The following is a 19,918-nucleotide window of genomic DNA, read 5'->3' as shown; positions in this document are numbered from 1 at the left end:
TTAGTAGGTCGAAATATGAATGAAAACGGTAGGAAGGACGGCTCTGAACAGTCGTTTTTATTTTCACAGTCAATAGACACACAGCAGGGGGTACTGACGGTCCAGGCTAGCAACAAGGGAGTGACCGCTATTGCTTTTGGGGAGTTTTTGGGAGCCTCACAGCCTGCCCATACGAAATCTACCGCAACAGCGATTGAGCCGAATCAAGTAACAAGCAGCGAAATAACAAAAAACGCAATAACAGAAGACGCATGCACACAGCTAAAGGCGTACTTTGCCAAAAAGCTCAATACGTTTGACTTACCTTTAGATGTTAATGGAACCGAGTTTCAAATGTCGGTATGGAAAGCTCTCAAAGAGATTCCGTATGGACAGACGGTGAGCTATCTCGACATCGCTAAAACAATTGGAAACCCCAAAGCGGTTAGGGCGGTTGGATTAGCAAATGGAAAAAACCCAATCGCAATTGTTGTACCCTGCCACCGAGTAATTGGCAGCAACAACACACTTACAGGCTACGCCGGAGGCCTAGCGCGTAAGCAATTTTTGCTAAATTTAGAAGGAGCCCAAGGCAGGCTATGGGAATAAAAGATATTGTTGCGCTGGTGGTATTGGCAGGTATTTGGGGTGGCTCTTTTATTTTTATGCGTGTTGCCGCCCCTGAATTTGGCATTTATGTACTGGTAGCCATTAGAACGCTATTGGCTACTGCGGTGCTTCTGCCTTTGCTTATAATTACCGGCGGCCTCTCGCAAATAAGGCATCATTGGTTTGCTATAGCGCTAGTAGGCTTGGTAAATACTGCCGTGCCCTTTGTATTGTTTAATTACAGTAGCCTGCATTTGGAAGCTGGCGTTAATGCTATTTTAAATGCCACAGCTCCCATGTTTGGCGCTATTGTTGCCTGGCTATGGCTTGGCGATAAGCTTACAAAAAGCGCCATAGTTGGCTTGTTCGTTGGCTTTATCGGCGTTGCGGTTATTAGCCAGCAAAAACTTGGTGAAGGCGAGGTGAGCTTTCTTCCCATATTAACCGCGCTTTTTGCAACAACTTGTTATGGCATAGCTGCCAGCATGATGAAGAAGTGGTTGCAGGGAGTAAAACCATTGGCTGTGGCCACAGGTAGTCAGGCCTTTGCGAGCATTATGTTAACGCCGCTCGCATTGGCTACCTTGCCTGCAACTATGCCTAGCAGTCACGCTTGGCTAAACGCAGTGGCCCTTGCTATAGGCGGAACGGGCATCGCTTATATTCTTTACTTTAAGCTTATTGCCGATGTTGGGCCAGCCAAAGCAATTACTGTGGCCTACCTAGTTCCTTTGTTTGGCATAGTGTGGGGCGTGTTACTGCTACAAGAACACCTATCAATTCAAACCATAGTGGGCGGTGCGCTTATACTCTTCGGCGTTGCGTTAACTACTGGCGTGCTAACAAAAAAGCGCAAGCGGCGCACATAACGTTAGTCGCGTTTAATCAATTAACTGCATGCGCACTAAGTTACTGCCATCACGCTTCGCTTGGTATAGAGCGTCTTCAGCATGGGCTGTTACCTCTTGCATGGGGCGAGAAGAAGCCGTATACGAAATGCCAAAAGTCGCTGTAATTTGAATGTCGGGCAGTTCAATAAGCGGTGGCAGTGTTGCAATGCCATGGCGCAGGTTTTGGGCTATTTCAAGAGCAACGTGAGGGCCCGTATGCGGCAGCAGAATAATAAATTCATCGCTACTCCAACGGCCTAATACGTCTTCTTTACGTAATTTATCTGATAAATACGCAGCAACCTTGTCTAAAATATCATCGCCAGCATTACGCCCATGGGCATCAATAATTGTGGTTAGGTCGTCTATGTTTACTATCACCACGCTAAGAGACTTATGCTCTTCTAGCAACGTTTTATAGATAACTTGCAAGGCTTCTTTGTCTGGCAGACGGTTGGTTTGGCGTACCACCAAATCAGGCTGCATGTCTTTTCTGAAATAATACAGCAAGTTATAAATTAATAAGAAAAGAGAAAAGACAACCACCAGTAGCGTTACTACACTAAATATAAACGCTTGTGAAATCTCCGCTTGTCTATCTTCAAGAGGGCTTAATAGAAAAACCGTCCAGCCAAATTGATTTAGTTTTACTTCTGCTATCAAAAAATCTTTTTGATTAATGGTAACAAGCTTGTTGTTTAATGCCTGTTCGTTTTGAATAGACAACGGCAAATTGGCATACCAAGGCAGTTCAGATAAATTAGTAAAGCTAGAATATGAAGCTACAAGTGCTGGGTCGGAGGACAACATAATATCGCCCTTGCTATCTACAAATAGAAAATCGTAGCCATATTCCTGTTTGTACGAATCGAAAATTTCAATAAAGCTTCGCAGGCTTTTACCCACGCCAAAAAAGCCTAGAAAACGGCCGTCTGAGTCGTGAATTTTTATGTCGATGTATAAATGTGTATCTTCCCATTTACCAATATCGGCAACGGCGTCGTCGGGGTGATCGCGATATTTAAAATACCAGCTCACCTCTCCTTCAATTAAATTGATAATGCTGCCATCGGCATTGTATTGCTTTCTTTCGGCTTCGCTGGCGATAAAAAATGATAAGCCAAATTCGTCTTCAAGACGGTTTAACGTGCTAAAAACGGCGTCGCTGTCTACAGAGTCTTTGTTCAATAATCCGACGAGCTCTGTTGAATGGCCTAAAGCGTCAGAGATATGCAGAGGCTTGAGAAGTTGCTCTACAATAAGCGATATGGCGGGTGATAGAGATTGCTGCTGGGCGCGGCTTTGTTCCGCTACAATTTTGGAAATACTGAAATGGACTAGGGTTACAATCGCGATTACAACGACAGCAAATAGCACCAATATACTTCTGTGTAGGGTTCTAAATGTGTTCACAGACTGCGCATGCTCCCTTGCCTGACTGAACTTATTAAATACGCAAACGAGTATACCCGTTGCAAATATGAACTACTAGCGTGTTCGCCGCAGATTAGACTAAATGCCGATTCTTAAACGATTTTTGAAATTAAAGTGGGGGCTGACCATATACATTCGCTGACATTATCTTGTAGCTTGGTTACACTACGCTAAGTATATTTTATGTTTGCATAATAAAGGAATTGTATGGCGTTCTCAGTGGTTATTCTGGCGGCGGGCAAAGGCACCCGTATGAAATCTTCCCTTCCAAAGGTGCTGCACAAGGTAGGCGGTGTGCCTATGGTGCAGCGGATAATAAATACGGTTAAATCGCTAGGTTCAGATAGCATTCACCTTGTTTACGGTCACGGTGGCGATTTACTTCAACAAACAATTGTTGAAGATAACCTTAATTGGTGTCTTCAGGCTGAACAGCTAGGCACGGGGCATGCGGTGCAACAGGCAGTTCCCCATATTAAAGACGACGAAGACGTATTAATTCTGGTTGGCGATGCTCCGCTTATCACTGAGAAAACGCTAGAAGCCTTAAAAACTGTGAAAGCTAGCTGCGACCTAGCATTGTTAACCGTTGAGCTAGATGACCCAACCGGCATGGGAAGAATTGTTAGAGAAAATGACAATATTACCCAAATAGTGGAACACAAAGACGCAAGCGACGAGCAAAGAGCGATAAAAGAAATCAACACCGGCATGATGATGATGTCGGGCGCCGATCTTAAGCGCTGGTTAGGTAATTTAAGTAACAATAATGCGCAAGGCGAATACTATCTCACCGATGTCATCGCCATGGCGGCTGCCGAAGGCAAGCGCATACAGTCTGCTCAGCCTTCATCGCCTGTGGAAGTGGAAGGCGTTAACAATCGCATTCAGCTTTCTCATTTAGAGCGTGCACTTCAAGCACGTCAGGCGCAGCAACTGATGACTGATGGTGTAACGCTTTTAGATCCGGCACGGTTTGACTTACGCGGTACATTGCAAAACGGTAACGACGTTGTTATAGACGTTAACGTTATTGTTGAAGGCAACGTAACCCTTGGAAACAATGTTGTTATTGGTGCAAATTGTATTCTGCGCAACTGCCAGATAGCAGATAACGCTATTATTGAGGCCAACTCAATTATTGAAGAAGCGACGGTAGGCGAAGCCTGCGTAGTTGGGCCTTATGCGCGCCTGCGCCCCGGTGCCGTAATGCACAAAAAAGCCAAAGTTGGCAACTTTGTAGAAATGAAAAAGACAGTATTAGGTGAAGGCGCAAAAGCGAATCACCTGACATATTTAGGCGATACCGAGGTAGGTGCTAATGCCAACATAGGCGCAGGCACCATTACCTGCAATTACGACGGTGTGAATAAGTCGAAAACCGTCATTGGTGAGAACGCATTTATTGGTTCTAACTCATCCCTTGTAGCGCCCGTAAGTGTTGGCGATAACGCAACAGTAGGCGCCGGCTCAGTAATTACTTCAACGGTAGACGATAGTGCCCTCGCTGTTGCCCGCGGTAAACAGCGCAACATAGCCAACTGGCCACGCCCCACCAAAAAATAAAATAAAGGGGGTCAGATCCAAATTAAATTCTAGTTATTGATTTAATTGACTTTATTTGGATCTGGCCCCCTTTTGTTCTTAAGGTATTGTCATGATCACTACGTTATTAGTTGGTTTCGGCTTTTCAGCTAAAACCTTTCATTTGCCTTTTCTGGAATACCTCTCAGATTTCACTGTTACCGCTGTAGTGTCTTCAAAGCCTGATGATGTTAATCGCGCATTACCTAATGCAATGGTCTATGCCTCACTAGAAGAAGCGCTTGAAAGTCAAAAGTTTGATTTAGTGGTTATCACTACGCCAAATCATCTTCATAGTTCGCAAGCTTTCTTGGCGCTTACATACGGCTGTCATGTATTGGTTGAAAAGCCGTTTACGCTTAGCACGAAAGATGCAGAACAATTGGTCTCTTTAGCCAATAAGAAAAATAAGCGATTGTGCGTGTTTCACAACCGGCGCTTCGATGGTGATTTTCTTACCTTAAAGCAACTGATGGAAGAAGGTAGGTTTGGCAAGATTAAGCGTTTTGAAAGTCGTTTCGATCGTTTTCGACCTGTGCCCCGAAATCGTTGGCGAGAGAATGCCGGGCCGGGAAGCGGTATTTTTTGGGATTTAGGTCCTCACTTAATCGACCAAGCGCTGCAGCTTTTTGGCAAGCCTAAAGCGGTATCTGCCAATGTACTAATTCTTCGTGATGGCGGGCAATCTGACGATACGTTTGATATTACCCTTCATTATTCTGACAAAGTGGTAAACCTAGGCAGTTCAGCATTTCAAGCTGGCGCAACGCTGCGTTTCGATTTACAGGGAACGAAAGCAAGCTACCGCAAGTTTTACCTCGACCCTCAAGAAGATCAGCTCAGGCAGAATATGCGTTTAGATAGCGAAAGCTGGGCTGTTACTTCTGCTGCCGAGCATGGAATATTGGCGAATGAAGGCCAAGCCGAGGTAATTCAAACTTGTCGGGGACAGTACATTTTGTTCTTCGAGCAACTTGCTGATGCCATTAACAAGCAAGGTCCTTTGCCAGCTGATGCCGAAAGTGTTGTTGAGGTTATTCATATAATCGAAACGGCTATCCAGGCGAGCGTAGAAGAGAGAAAGCTGCCGATTAATTAAACGAAACACTTGAATGAAGTTTCAAAATACCTTACGATTCTTTCAAATTGAAGTAATTATCTTTCGTTTTGAAAGTTTTGGCGCGTTTTGTGGCTTTATATTTCAATCTCATTTTCAAGTAGATTTTTGCTGAGCTGAAAACAAAATTCATGGCTTTAAACGGCTCAATTAAAAGCAACTCAATTTAATCCGGCTCTAATTAAAACCGGCTCTTATTAAAAGAAGTGTAGTAAATTGAAAAATAGTAATTCGGTTAAGTTAAGGCGACAGCGCATAGTGGAATGGGTGAACGAGCACGGTCATACGCGCGTTGAGACACTTGCCATGCACTTTAAAGCTTCTCAAGTTACGATTCGAAAAGACCTTTCTGAACTTGCCGCAGAAGGTTCACTCATTAGACAGTTTGGCGGTGCAGTACCCTCTACATCTAATACCGCGCAAAGTGATTCAAACTCTACAAAAGTTGCTTTTTCAGCGAATGCCTTCCCATTTACCCTTGTTACTAGCGAACTCGTTAACACTATCGGAAAATATGCTGCAAATTTAGTGAAGTCTGGCAGCAAATTAGTTATCGATTGCGGTACAACAACATCTTCAATACTTCCTCATCTGTCAGCCATTAATGATTTAGTAGTAATGACAAACACGCTATCAACAGCCAACTTTTTAACCCAGGGTGATAAAGAGCCTACCGTGCTAATGGTAGGTGGGACCTGGGATCCATTGTCGCAGTCTTTTCAGGGCTCGATGGCTGAACAGTTAGTTAGTGCCTATAGTTTCGATATTGCGTTTATTGGCGCTGCTGGTATTGATGTTGAAAGAGGCACAACAACGTTTAACGAGCTAACTGGGGTGACCCGAGCCATGGCGAACGCTGCAGACAAGGTAGTGGTGATGGCCAGCGCAAAAAAATTATCCCATAAAATGCCCAACCTAGAATTGGGCTGGAACCAAATTTCTGTTCTGATCACAGATGAAAATATTAGTGCTCAGGATAAAACGAATATTGAAAATCAAGGCGTGACGGTAATAGTCGCCACGCAAGACGGAGAATAAGCATGTGTGGAATTGTTGGCGCTGTTGCCGAACGTAATGTAGTAGAAATTCTGCTAGAAGGATTAAAGCGCCTTGAATATCGCGGGTATGATTCAGCCGGTGTGGCGTTACTGCAAACCGATGGCAACTTAACTCGTATTCGTCGTACCGGTAAAGTTCAAGAATTAGCCGACGCCGTTGCCAATGGCGAAGCCCTAGGTAGTACTGGTATTGCACACACGCGCTGGGCCACCCATGGTGGTGTAACAGAGGCCAATGCTCACCCTCACTTTTCTAGCGAACGGGTTGCAGTAGTACACAACGGTATTATTGAAAACTACGTGAGCTTGCGCAATCAGCTTTCTGAAAAAGGGTATCGCTTTACTAGCGATACCGACACAGAAACCATTGCCCATACGGTACATGAAGAGCTTAAAACCGGAAAAACCTTGTTAAACGCAGTGCAAAGCGCGGTAAACACCTTCCATGGTGCTTACGGCACAGTGATTATGGACAAAGAAGATCCTAGCCGCGTGGTAGTAGCACGCTCGGGAAGCCCTCTTGTTATTGGGCTTGGCCTAGGTGAAAACTTTATCGCTTCCGACCAAATGGCGCTTCTGCCGGTTACCCGTCGCTTTATCTTTTTAGAAGAGGGTGACGTAGCTGAGATTACCCGTCGCGATGTAAAGATTTTCGATAAAGACGGTAACGCCGTAGAGCGCGAGATTGTCGAATCCAACGTAGAACACGATGCGGGTGACAAAGCAGGTTACCGCCATTACATGCTTAAAGAAATTCACGAGCAACCTACGGTTGTGCGTAATGCACTACAGAATCGTATCGATGAAAATGGGCTAGTTGCCGATGTATTTGGCAAAGGCGCTGACGATATTCTAAGCAAAGTAAAACATGTTCAAATTATTGCCTGCGGTACCAGCTATCACGCTGGTATGACCGCTCGCTATTGGCTAGAGCAATACGCCAATGTGTCTTGTAACGTAGAAATTGCCTCTGAATTTCGCTATCGCAGGTCGGTAGTGCATCCAAATAGCCTGCTAATTACTATATCTCAGTCGGGCGAGACTGCTGATACACTGGCAGCACTGCGTTTAGCAAAAGAGCTTGGCTATATGTCTAGTCTCACTATTTGTAATGTACCTGGCTCATCCTTAGTTCGAGAGTCTGACTTAGCCTTTATGACCCGCGCTGGCGCCGAAATAGGCGTGGCGTCCACAAAGGCATTTACTACACAATTAACGGCCTTCCTAATGCTTACCCTTGCTCTTGGCAAAGAAAACGGAATGCTTGATACAGACCAAAAAGCAATTGTTTCAGCGCTTCACAGCCTACCGGCTAAACTTGAAGAGACTCTTGCTATTACCAACGGTATAGAAGACTTAGCAGAAGAGTTTGCAGATAAAAACCACAGCCTATTCTTAGGCCGCGGCGACCAATACCCTATTGCCATGGAAGGGGCGTTAAAGCTTAAAGAAATTTCGTATATTCACGCCGAGGCCTATGCATCGGGTGAGTTAAAACACGGCCCGCTTGCGCTTATTGATGACGAAATGCCGGTAATTGTGGTTGCGCCAAACAATGAGCTGTTAGAAAAGCTTAAATCGAACGTAGAAGAAGTGCGTGCTCGCGGCGGTATTATGTATGTATTTGCCGATAAAGACGCCGCATTTGAAGGTGATGAGTCGATGCGTGTAATCAATGTACCCCACTGCGAAGGACCAATAGCCCCGATCATCTACACATTGCCTTTACAGCTGCTTTCATATTATGTTGCGTTAATAAAAGGAACAGATGTGGATCAGCCTCGTAATTTAGCGAAATCGGTCACGGTTGAATAACGCTGTTATAAACGAATATTTTTATTGTACGGCTACATTATAGTTTGATAAAAAACATTATAGTTTGATTTTTCACAATAATGTTAGCTGTTTTTTCAGGCTTCTTCTGCTACGCTCAAAGAGTTAGCAGGAGGCCTGAAGATGCTAGATTCGGAAAAACCAATTGATCCTAAAGATGAGAAGAAGTTAAAAACCAGGGGAGTTGGTTCAGGGCAAGATTATGAGCCCTTCATAAAAGTGCATGAACTTAGTAGTACGGGTGAGAGCTACCGCATTCGAGGTCGAAACACAACAAGAGTTCATCATCTTCTATCTCGAATCGAATATTCTGCTTTTCTTGTATTCGATCGCTACCATCTTACCTATGACATCAAAGAGCAATTTCCCTTATCGATAGCTGATACCTTGAGTATTTGCTCCCGCTTGGGCATTCAACACCCTCAAATAAGAAACAAATTGAAAGTTGTTACTACAGATTTAGTTGTTGAACTTAGAGACAAGCGATCAATCGCTATCGCTGTTAAGCACGCTAGCGATTTAGACAATGTACGCACTGTGGAGAAGCTTCAAATTGAAAAGTTGTATTGGGAAGAGCTTGGTTATAATTGGAAACTTTTTACAGATAAAGATATTCCCGCCATCGTAAAAGAAAATCTTGAATGGCTTCATGCAGCAAATTGGAATTCTCACGACCTTTATGAAGAGTTGTCTCTAGAAGATATTTCGATAGTGATTAGCCGTTTATCAGGTTCAGATAAGAAACTCGCTACAGTTTGTGCGGCTATGGATGATCAATACGAGTGCACTGCAGGGTTTCATATTGGGGTGATTCGTAATGCAGCCGCTGCCAACTTGATAGATGTCCCGTTGGATATTGTATTTAGAAATTGGCGTGCCAAAGATGTAACTATAACTGATGACTTAAATTCAATTAAAGCTGGACTGTCCGATGTATCTTAACAAAGTATTTCTCGACCCTCATTCGGACGAGCTAACTCAGATTCGAGTGATCTATGAGCATGTCGATTTCTTAATGTTAATTGATATACGTAATGAAAATGCCTGGCCTTATCGAGTAAATATACTCGAGTTCGAAAGTTTATCGTTAGAAGAGATACCTGACCCAATTACACTCATAGTACCGGAGGCGGGCTCTAAAGCTGAAGAAATAAGAGATCGAGCTTATTCTTCCGTATCGCTGTTGTTAACAGACTACTTTGCCTTATTCGATAAAAAGTCTAGAAATCAGAAGATTAAAATGGTTTTAGAGGCAAAGGGAGAGACTCGACTATATGTGACCCGACAGTTACGCAGATACTGGCAGCGAGGAATGTCTCCCGATGCCCTCGCACCAGATTATTCAAGATGTGGTGCACCTGGCCAAGTTCGTGTTAACGCAAAGAAGGTCGGCAAAAGACGTACTACTTCCCCCGGTAGTGGAATTCCAATTACCGAGGAAATAGCAAGCTTTTTCAAACTAGCGATTGAAGAATTTTACCTCGTTAAGAAGGACGTAGACCTCAAAGCGGCCAGAACAAAGGCAAATGGTTTTCTTAAGTCGACGTACCCAAAAATTAAAAAAGAAGACCTTCCAACTGAGAGGCAGTTTCGATACTTCTTCAACAAACACTATGCTAAACCTCTTGTGGTTCAAGCACGCACTCCATCTAATCTGTATGCAAAAGATGTAGCTCCGAGCTTCAGTACTTCTGCCACAAACAACTTTGGTCCAGGAGCCCGCTATGAAATCGATGCGACCATCGCTGATTTACACCTAGTTTCAGAGCACGACCGAGATAGGATTATAGGCCGCCCAATCGTTTATAAAGTCAAAGATGTATTCAGTCGTATGACTGTTGGTTTATATGTGGGCCTAGAAAACCCCTCTTGGGCAACCGCATCAATCGCGTTGGCACATGCATTCTGCGACAAAGTTGAATACTGCCGTAGATTTGGGATTGATATCACAGAGAGTGATTGGCCAAGTATTGGCACTCCAGCAACTATTACTGCAGACAGAGCAGAGTTACTTGGAAAGCATGGTGATATCCTAGTTAACCGATTTGGTATCACTTTATCCAATACACGAGCGTATCGTGGCGATGATAAAGGCGTAGCCGAAAAGTCGTTCCATATGATGCATGTAGACATACTTCCTTATGTAAAAGGAAAGGTAGAACCAGTAAATGGAAAGAAAAAAGCAGGAGGCCGAACCGAACTATCAGCGAACATGACGCTTTATGATTTCACTAAGATGATGCTTGTTTCTGAAATTAATCGAAATACGGCTGTCCCGTTAGAAGGCTATGACTTTGAGAATGATATGCCTACGGACCTACCAGCGATACCCGTAAGACTATGGAATTGGGGAGTGAAAAATAGAACGGGTGTTTTGAGAGAGGTGGACCCAAAGCAAACCTATGTGAATATGCTACCCCATAGCAAGGCTACTATATCTCCCTTAGGTATATGTTTTAAAGGCATGTACTACACAAGCGCAGAAGCAATAGAGCTTGGTTGGTTCCATAAGAATCGCTCTGTCCCACGTCCAAAAACTATAGAGATCGCTTACGACCCGCTGAATACAAATGTTCTGTATGTAAGACCTGAGAATAAATTCGATAGCTTTTGGGAGTGCACACTCTTGAGTCGAAGTCGGAGATATCAAGATATGAGTTTAGTGGAAGCACTGTCGATTCGAAATGAGTCTAGGTCTGCATATGCTGAAGCTCAACAAGAGGCTGATTATCAAGCCCCAGACTTACAAAAAGAGCTTGAACTGATTGCCCAAATTGCAGACAAAAGGCAAAAGTCCTCGCAGTTATCCAACAAATCACAGCGATTAAGAGGCATTCGTAATAATCGAGACCAAGAAAAAGAAAGCGAACGTCAGAAAAATAGAGAGTCAGCTAAACCCCCAAAGAGCGAAGAAAAAGCAACAGTCACTTCCATAGATTCTGGTAAAAAAATTGATCAGGGATTCGATTATCCTGATTTAGATGATTTTTAGGGAATAATCAAATGGCAGTATTTGAACCAGCAAAATATATTGAAGCAGAGATTAAAGAGTACGAAGGTCATCCATTAATCAATGCTTTGCCACGAATAAATTCCCCGAAAGATACTGCGGAATTGATTCGCCGCATTCCAGTTGTTAGCCCTGAGGAAGTGGCTCTACCTGCTTATATCCGCCGCCATGCCATGTTACGTATTATGGATGGTTTTTTATACCCAACAAGAGCACATCTACAACTAGAGCAAACAATTTCTTCTATGATCCGACAAGGATATCTAAGCCGGAATATAGCGAATAAAAGCTATCAAGAAACATTGAACCGAACAGAGAAATTAATAGATGACAGCCGCAATGCAGGAAATGAAGCCTTAGTAAGCTCTGTTATTGGCTGCTCGGGTGCTGGTAAGTCAACAGCGGTTGAAGCGGTGCTGTCTGGTTATTCTCAAGTTATTATGCATTCATCTTTTCAACATATACAGATCGTTTGGCTTAAAGTTGAGTGCCCTTACGATGCCTCTGTAAAGAGTCTATGCATCAACTTTTTCCGTGCTCTTGATGAAGCGTTAGACAACAATGGACTATACGAAAAGCAATATGTAAAACCTAGGGCAAATGCTGAAATGTTGCTAGGGGATTTTGCGCGAATTGCAGCTTTGCACTCCATAGGTTTACTAGTGATTGATGAGATTCAGCATTTGGAGCGCTCTAGATCCAGTAACGTATCAGATAGAATTCTTCGGTTTTTTGTACAACTAACCAACACCATAAAATTACCAATACTGTTTGTTGGGACACCAAAGGCATACGAATTGTTTTCACCGAGTATGCGTTCGGCAAGACGTGCGTCACAATTTGGCAGCATCAATTGGAATCGATTCAATACAACAGATAAATCTGGTAAAGGTTCGGATTGGGACAGGTTTTTTGCTCAGTTGTGGAAGCTACAGTGGTTTAAATCACCTCAACCGCTAACAGAAGAAGTAAAAACTCTATTTTGGGATTACTCGCAAGGAATCGCTCATGTGGCAGTAACGCTTTTCTATTTATGCCAAACAAGAGCTGTTACGGTAGGTAGAGAGGTAATATCCAGAGATTTAGTGGGAATTGTATTTAATGAAGAGCTTCATATGATAAAGCCCATGATCCGAGCGCTTCAAAGTGGTCTCGATTCCGAAATACAAGAGTATGATGATTTAGAAATACCGCGAGCAAGTATAGTTCAAAGTGCATCGGTGCATTCACCGTTAAATGAAAATGCGATGCCTGACGGTAACAATGAATATGACTGCCCAGATCAGACCAAGTTATCAAAACTAGTCAATATGCTTGAGCAAGCTGGAATAGGTGAAGATATTGCTCCTAGTGTGGCTGAGCAAGCTTTGTTGGAGCGCCCCGATGCCACGTTATTTCAGCTTCTTGCTCATATCAATAATTTGCAGGAAAGCGAGCCTGCTCCTTCAGTGAAAGAGAAGAAAAAAGTCGTGAAGTTAGAGCCTAAGTATGTAGAAAATGACTTACGATTAATGAGGAGTAATCAAAGTGGCAACTACGAGACTATGAAGTCTGAAGGCGTTATACTAAAGTTGAGTGATTATTTGTAATCATGCCTAACTAAAAGGATTTTTGTATGTCTTCTGAGGCAGATACTAGAGCAAACTACATTGACCCAGCGTTAAAAGCTGCACATTGGCAACCGAATAACATCATTCGAGAACACTACTTCACCGATGGTCGCAAGCTTGCTGGTGGCGCTCGTGGTCGTCGCTGTTTTGTCGATTATCTGCTTTATAAGGACAATCGTTACCTTGCTGTGGTTGAAGCAAAGAAAGAGTCTGAGCATCCAACCAAAGGTCTTCAACAAGCAATTGACTATGCCAAGAAGCTATTAGTTCGCTTTGTTTATTCTAGTAATGGTAAACAAACTTATGAATTTGATTTAGAAACCGGCAAAGGCGATTACGTCGAGTTTTATCCTACACCCCAAGAGCTCGAAAATCGTTACGCGGGCGTTAACTCTGACTTAGGACAACAACTGCGTAATGTACCCTTCCATTTAGAAGGAGCAATGCAGCCGCGTTATTATCAAGAATTAGCTGTGCATGCAGCCACAGATGCTATTGGAAAAGGCGAGCCACGAGTATTGTTAACACTGGCTACCGGAACAGGTAAGACGTTTATTGCCTTTCAAATCGTCCACAAACTTTTTCAGGCGCGGTGGAACAGGGAATCTCTGGGCACACGCAGACCAAGAATCTTGTTTTTAGCAGATCGCAATATTTTGGCTGACCAAGCAATTAACACGTTCAACCCTTACGAAAAAGATATCATCAAAATAAACGGTGAAGAAGTGCGTAAGCGCGGCGGTATCGTGCCAACAAATGCGCATATCTTTTTTGCGATATATCAAGCCATTGCAGAGCGCGAGAATATTGAAGGTTATTATAAGGCGTACCCGAGTGACTTTTTTGACCTTGTAATGATTGACGAGTGTCACCGTGGCAGTGCCAATGAAACAGGCTCTTGGCGAGCCATACTCGATCATTTTGGTAGTGCGGTACATGTAGGTCTTACTGCCACACCAAAACGTGAAGCCAACGTGGATACTTATGACTATTTTGGCAAACCTGCATTTGAGTACTCCTTAAAAGATGGCATTAACGACGGCTTCCTAACGCCATACCGCGTTAAACGAGTACGCACCAATTTAGATGAGTTGGTGCTGACTGGAGACGATAAAATAATTGAAGGTGAGTCTGGTCAAGACGTCTATCAGGTTGAAGATTACGACAAAAAAATTGTTGTAGATGATCGTACGGAGCTTGTCGCAAAAGCTATATTGGATAATACAAACCCATTAGAAAAAACTATCGTCTTCTGCGAAAACCAAAATCATGCACTAACCATGCGTGATATGATCAACAAACATAAAAAAGTAAAAGACTCACACTACTGTGTTCGTGTTACGAGCGATGAGGGTAAAATCGGCCGCGAACTTTTAGAGAAGTTTCAAGATAATGATAAAGATATTCCCACTATCATTACCTCATCGCAAATGCTAACCACAGGTGTAGATGCGCGTAACGTACGAAATGTGGTACTAGATAGAACCGTTGGTTCAATGGTGGAGTTCAAACAAATAGTCGGTCGCGGGACTCGTGTTTTTGATGGTAAAGACTATTTCACTATTATTGACTTTCGTGGAGCAACCAACAAGTTTTATGACAAAGATTGGGATGGGGAACCTGAGGCGCCAGAGCCTGGCGGTACAGGGGAACCCAAACCACCTCCTTACTCGCCGCAGCCTCCGGAAGAAGGACCCCTCCCTGAACCAGGGGAACCAAAACCAAAGTTAAAAGTAAAACTGGGCAAACATCGTGAACTCAAAGTCATAGACGTAGAAGTTCGCTACATTGATGAAAATGGTAAACCCCTTACAGTGCAGGAATTTGTAGAGCGTTTGGTCACGCAATTACCTGGTTTGTTCAAATCGGTGGAGGAATTGCGCCAGATATGGTCAGACCCAGATGAGCGCGAGACTCTGTTAGGTAAATTAATACAAGCAGGCTTTGATACAGAGCAACTCGCCACCCTGCGGCGGATGTTTGAGGCGGAAGACTGCGATATCTTCGATCTGTTGGCGTTTTTAGCCTTTGAGCAGCCTATGGCAACCCGCAAAACTCGCGCCGATGAAGTGCGTAATAACAGCGCCTTTTTCACACAGTATAAGCAGGAAAAGGCTCAGCGGTTTTTACACTATGTATTAAATCGCTATGAACAAACCGGCAGCACGGAATTATCACGTGAAAGACTACCTGCACTTATCGAGCTATCAGGGTTGGGCACAGTGAAAGACGCTTTAACAGCATTTGGTGGAAAGCCAGCTTATTTGTTGGCAGCTTTTAAACAATTACAACAACAGCTTTATCACGTGAATTGAAATGGAATTAACACTCGCACCTAACTCGTTGCACAACCAGCCACAAACCTTAAACATCAATAAGGTTGCTACATTAATTGGTGAAAATGGCAGCGGCAAATCCAGCATCTTGCAGTCAGTATTTGAAGAGAGGTTAAACAAGCGTGCACATCACCACCTAAATGTGGTGTGCTTTTCTTCAGGACAGAATGAAAACTACTCTGAAAAGTTTGGTGTTTACTTAAAACGCGAGCGTCAAGCTGGCAGAGGGTTGGGTTTAGAGTGCCTTTACTTCGACAAACCTTGGTCAAAATTACTCATTTTCCTCGCAACGGCGACTAAACGTAGCGGCAAAGTTCGTTCATTTTTGCGCGAACGAGGCTATGTTACTGAATCAGCATTTGAAGGTGATGACCAAACTACCTGCTTAAAATGCGCATTCAAAATTGATAAAAACTATGTCAATCGAGTTATGGACGCGCTGAAGCGTGAAGAAAGTGGTGAGGTTGATACGCTACGAAAAACGCCCTATTTCCGTTCGTTAGATAGCTTCATCAGCACATTTGTCTCAAATGATTATGAGTTTGAGCAACCGCTACGTAAGCGAACTATTGAAATACCAGCAAGCCGATTGATCGATGTTTCGTTCGATTACCCAAGACAGCCACAAGCAGGTGAAGAGGGTATAGAAGCTGATGAAGCAAATGCCAAGGCTCAAAATACAGCGTTTGATCCTGAAGTGAGCTTTTTTACTCAAGCGGCGGATAACGATTACTTCATAGACAAACAAGGTTATAAACTCGTTTTTAAAGATGGAATAGAGCTTGACCAGTTAAGCGACGGTGAATACCAACTGCTCTTTCTATACGCGTTGATAGACCTTTTTGATGCACCGAATACGTTATTCCTATTTGATGAAGCAGATTCGCACCTGCACTACAAAAACGTAGAGAAACTATGGTCTCTATTACACAGCATACAAGGCCATGCGATTACTACGACACACCTGTTGGACTCTATTTCTGCAAAAGAAAACCGCATAGAACACTTGAAAGTTGTGGAACACGGCCGAATCAATGAAGACAACAAAATCAAGCAACTAATCAGCCGACTCAGTGTTCTTTCTCGTGCCAAATCCGTTGAATTTGAGGTGTGTGGCAAGCTGCCTAACATCGCTTTATTAGATGACTACAACGACTGGATTATCTTTACCAAACTCGCCTCCCGTGCAGGGTTAGACGTAAATCGATTAGCCACTGTGCATGCCATGAAAAAGTCGTCCAGTTACGCTTCTGCTAACGAAACCTTTGGCAAGGGAAAAATAGATTGGTTACATGGCTTAAGCAAGATTGAATCACCACTTGTAACAACACAGATTTTCCTAATTTGTGATCGAGACGAGGCGGCATTGGACTGGAATGCTGCCAATGGCGTTCAAGTGAACGGGCAAGTGTACCGTGAGTTGCTAAATACCATTCAATGGCCGCGTGGTACCAGAGTTTCGCCATATCTATTGGCTTGGAAACGCCGTGAAATCAAAAATTACTTGCTTTCGCATACAGCGCTGTCGCACCACAACGTGCTTACTCAAATCAACAATGGTGAAATTGCGCAGCGCAATCATTTACAAGCAAACAACCCAAGTGATAACGACGATATCCGGCGACTGAATGCCAAAAGTGTTATTGATCCGCTGATCAATACCGAGGGTAATGGGCTCGACATTGACAAGCTCCAAGCCTATATCGACCTGATTCCGCCCGCAGAGATCAGCGACGACATCACCAATATGTACAATTTTATTATCGGAAAACTATAACCCATGTCATTACAACAAAAGATTGACCGAATTACCGACATACTGCGCCGCGACGATGGCATTAGTGGTGCTATGCACTATACCGAGCAAACCTCTTGGGTGTTGTTCTTAAAATTTTTAGATGATTACGAGTCTGAAAAAGAAGATGAAGCCGTGCTGTCTGGAAAAGACTATCAACCGGTTTTGGATGAAGAGCATCGCTGGTCAAATTGGGCCTGCCCGAAAAATGCCGAGGGCAAGTTAGACATTAACAAAGTTCGCACGGGTGATGACTTAACCGAGTACGTGAATAACAAGTTATTCCCTTACTTAAAAAGCTTTGCCAATGCCGCCGTTACAGGTTCAGACCCAAAGTCCTTCGCCTATAAAATTGGTGCCATCTTCCAGTATTTAGACAACAAGGTCGCCTCTGGCCATACCTTGCGTGAAGTGCTGGATATTATCGATACGCTGAATTTCCAGTCCAGTGATGAAATGTTCGAGCTCTCGCTGGTCTATGAAGGTTTATTGCAAAACATGGGCGATGCCGGTGGTTATGCGGGTGAATTTTACACCCCGCGCCCAGTAGTACGCGCCATGCTCAAGGCCATTGACCCAAAAGCAGGGCAAACCATTTACGATGCAGCGGCTGGCTCGTGCGGATTCCTAGTCGAAGCCTTTGACCACTTAAAAGCCAAAAAGAGTGCGCTTTCTACTGAGCAATGGGATTTTATCCAACGCGATACTTTCTTTGGCTTTGAAAAAACCTCACTGGCTTATGTGATGGGCATGATGAACATGATTTTGCATGGCATCGAGTCACCCAACCTGTTCCGTGGTAATACCCTGACCCAAAATATCCGCGATATTCAGGAAAAAGACCGTTACGACATTATTCTGGCTAACCCGCCGTTTGGTGGTAAAGAAAAGTCGCAAATTCAGCAAAACTTCCCTATCCAAAGTAACGCGACCGAATTGCTGTTTTTGCAGCACTTTATGAAAACCCTGAAAAGTGGCGGCAAAGCAGCCATCGTCGTGCCAGAAGGCGTGTTGTTCCAAACCAACAGCGCCTTCAAACAGGTCAAACAAGAACTGCTGGAAAACTTTAACCTACACACTATTTTAAGCCTGCCCGCTGGGGTATTTTTGCCCTATTCGGGCGTTAAAACCAACGTGCTATATTTTGAGCGCAGCGGCGGCACCAGCGATGTGTGGTATTACGAATGCGAGCCAGAGCAGAAACTCACCAAAAACAAACCCATCACAGACGATCACTTAAAAGAGTTTGTCGAGCTGTATAGCAGCCGCGAAACCACTGATCGCTCCTGGACTGTTTCCGCCAGCAAACTCGCAGAAGACTATGATCTCTCTGCCAAAAACCCAGCCAAACAAAAAGATGCCGAGCATTTAGCGCCAAGCGATATCCTTAAGCAGATCCGCACCAAGGAAAAGCTGGTATCAGGGCTGTTGGATGAAATTGAAAACCTGTTAGCGGAGAAATAAGCATGGAACAGGTTCTAAATCAATTACCTAAAGGCTGGATTACTGCTCAAGTCAAAGACGTAACGGCGTCCCTGAGCTCTGGGTTTGCATGTAACAAAAATTTTGAAACTACAGATGGGTACGTGCATTTAAGAACGCACAATATAAGCACAAGTGGCTGTTTGAATTTTGATCAAATAATCAAAGTTAGTCATGAAAAAATTGATGAAAAAAAGTCAAAAATATTCAAAGGTGATATTCTATTTAACAATACTAATAGTAAAGAACTTGTCGGAAAAACGGCATATGTTGACCAAGATTATGATTATGCATTTAGCAACCACCTTACAAGGATAGTTACTAATGATAAGGTCTATAGTAAATTCTTAGTCTATTGGTTAGTTTCCCTCCAAACTTCAGGGTACTTCAATCAAATATGTAAAAAATGGATTGGTCAAGCAGGCGTAAACAATACGGTACTCAAAGGCCTGAGTGTTCCATTACCGAACAAAGAAGAACAAAAGCGCATCGTCGAAAAGCTCGACGCACTGCTCACCCGCATCTACACCTCCATTGAGCATTTGCAGGAAAACCTAGTCACGTCCAAGTCGCTGTTAGCGAGTGCACTATTCGAGAGGTTTCATCAAGAAGTAAATCCAACACCCATTAAAGACATTTTTAATGTATATAACGGGCGAGCTTATAAGAAACCAGAGCTACTTGACTCAGGTAAATACAAAGTAATACGAATTCAAAACCTTAAGGGCGGAGAAAATTACTATTATTCTGATTTAGAGCTTGATGAAAATAAGTACTGCGAAAGTGGCGACTTACTTTTTTCGTGGTCAGGCACTCCTGGTACTTCTTTCGGGGCATTTATTTGGAACGACGAAAAAGCGATTTACCATTACCATATTTGGAAAATGGAGCCAAAATTAGAGATAGCACCCAGATATGCTTATTGGCTGCTAAAAGATATCACTGAAGAGGCAATAGCAAACGCTCGAGGCGTAGCAGGCATGCTTCATATCACTAAAGGGACAATGGAGTCATTTGTTGTTTCATTGCCGTCATATGAAGCCCAGCAGAAAATCGCAAAAGAACTGGACGCGCTTGCTTTGAAATCAGAGCAATTACAGGCTGAAATCAGCTCAAAAATTGACTCTCTTAAGCACCTTAAAGCATCAATTCTTGATTCCGCCTTTAAAGGCGAGCTCTAA

Annotated in this window: 14 protein-coding genes; 13 read left to right on the top strand and 1 reads right to left on the bottom strand. The window is 43.5% G+C overall.

From position 1 onward, the window contains the following. Nucleotides 1-15: 15 nt before the first annotated feature. Together GTW09_RS06780 and GTW09_RS06775 are read left to right on the top strand one after the other, a co-directional pair. Nucleotides 16-588 carry a methylated-DNA--[protein]-cysteine S-methyltransferase gene (locus GTW09_RS06780; protein WP_163111099.1) on the top strand — a complete coding sequence of 191 codons (573 nt, stop codon included), beginning with the start codon at nt 16-18 and terminating at the stop codon, nt 586-588. After that, nucleotides 579-1,457 carry a DMT family transporter gene (locus GTW09_RS06775; protein WP_163111097.1) on the top strand — a complete coding sequence of 293 codons (879 nt, stop codon included), beginning with the start codon at nt 579-581 and terminating at the stop codon, nt 1,455-1,457. The genes GTW09_RS06780 and GTW09_RS06775 overlap by 10 nt, the downstream gene beginning before the upstream one ends. A gap of 12 nt (nt 1,458-1,469) precedes the next feature. Here the strand turns inward: GTW09_RS06775 and GTW09_RS06770 are convergent, their stop codons facing one another. Beyond that, the gene (locus tag GTW09_RS06770; protein ID WP_163111095.1) at nt 1,470-2,891 is read right to left on the bottom strand and encodes a diguanylate cyclase domain-containing protein; all 1,422 of its coding nucleotides are present in this window, start codon (nt 2,889-2,891) and stop codon (nt 1,470-1,472) included. Between the two features lie 228 nt (nt 2,892-3,119). Between GTW09_RS06770 and glmU the strand changes: the two genes are divergently transcribed. The 11 genes from glmU (at nt 3,120) to GTW09_RS06715 (ending at nt 19,918) form a co-directional block, all read left to right on the top strand. After that, the gene (glmU, locus tag GTW09_RS06765; RefSeq protein ID WP_163111087.1) at nt 3,120-4,478 is read left to right on the top strand and encodes a bifunctional UDP-N-acetylglucosamine diphosphorylase/glucosamine-1-phosphate N-acetyltransferase GlmU; all 1,359 of its coding nucleotides are present in this window, start codon (nt 3,120-3,122) and stop codon (nt 4,476-4,478) included. A gap of 91 nt (nt 4,479-4,569) precedes the next feature. After that, nucleotides 4,570-5,595, top strand: a complete 1,026-nt coding sequence (locus GTW09_RS06760) for a Gfo/Idh/MocA family oxidoreductase (protein WP_163111085.1) — start codon at nt 4,570-4,572, stop codon at nt 5,593-5,595. 234 nt (nt 5,596-5,829) lie between these two features. Beyond that, nucleotides 5,830-6,651: a DeoR/GlpR family DNA-binding transcription regulator gene (locus tag GTW09_RS06755; protein ID WP_163111083.1), complete on the top strand. Its 822-nt coding sequence runs from the start codon at nt 5,830-5,832 to the stop codon at nt 6,649-6,651. Between the two features lie 2 nt (nt 6,652-6,653). Continuing rightward, nucleotides 6,654-8,486: a glutamine--fructose-6-phosphate transaminase (isomerizing) gene (glmS, locus tag GTW09_RS06750; RefSeq protein WP_163111081.1), complete on the top strand. Its 1,833-nt coding sequence runs from the start codon at nt 6,654-6,656 to the stop codon at nt 8,484-8,486. Nucleotides 8,487-8,627: 141 nt separating this feature from the next. Then, a complete protein-coding gene (locus GTW09_RS06745) occupies nt 8,628-9,446 on the top strand; it encodes a TnsA endonuclease N-terminal domain-containing protein (protein ID WP_163111079.1) in 819 nt (272 codons plus the stop codon). Then, complete coding sequence (locus GTW09_RS06740; protein WP_163111077.1) at nt 9,436-11,496, top strand: Mu transposase C-terminal domain-containing protein; 2,061 nt, start codon at nt 9,436-9,438, stop codon at nt 11,494-11,496. Before GTW09_RS06745 ends, GTW09_RS06740 begins: the two co-directional genes overlap by 11 nt. A gap of 11 nt (nt 11,497-11,507) precedes the next feature. Next, nucleotides 11,508-13,103 carry an ATP-binding protein gene (locus GTW09_RS06735; protein WP_163111075.1) on the top strand — a complete coding sequence of 532 codons (1,596 nt, stop codon included), beginning with the start codon at nt 11,508-11,510 and terminating at the stop codon, nt 13,101-13,103. A gap of 26 nt (nt 13,104-13,129) precedes the next feature. Further along, nucleotides 13,130-15,439, top strand: coding sequence for an EcoAI/FtnUII family type I restriction enzme subunit R (gene hsdR, locus GTW09_RS06730; protein ID WP_163111073.1), 2,310 nt, complete (start codon nt 13,130-13,132; stop codon nt 15,437-15,439). Nucleotide 15,440: 1 nt separating this feature from the next. Continuing rightward, nucleotides 15,441-17,237, top strand: a complete 1,797-nt coding sequence (locus GTW09_RS06725) for an ATP-binding protein (RefSeq protein ID WP_163111071.1) — start codon at nt 15,441-15,443, stop codon at nt 17,235-17,237. A gap of 3 nt (nt 17,238-17,240) precedes the next feature. Beyond that, on the top strand, nt 17,241-18,719 hold the full coding sequence (locus tag GTW09_RS06720; RefSeq protein WP_163111069.1) for a type I restriction-modification system subunit M: 1,479 nt from the start codon (nt 17,241-17,243) through the stop codon (nt 18,717-18,719). A gap of 2 nt (nt 18,720-18,721) precedes the next feature. Next, nucleotides 18,722-19,918: a restriction endonuclease subunit S gene (locus tag GTW09_RS06715; protein WP_163111067.1), complete on the top strand. Its 1,197-nt coding sequence runs from the start codon at nt 18,722-18,724 to the stop codon at nt 19,916-19,918.

Origin of the sequence: Alteromonas hispanica (genome assembly GCF_010500915.1) — a bacterium.
Taxonomy (GTDB): Bacteria; Pseudomonadota; Gammaproteobacteria; order Enterobacterales; family Alteromonadaceae; genus Alteromonas; species Alteromonas hispanica.
Note: the sequence above shows the minus strand (reverse complement) of the source record. Positions and strands in the feature narration are given on the sequence as shown.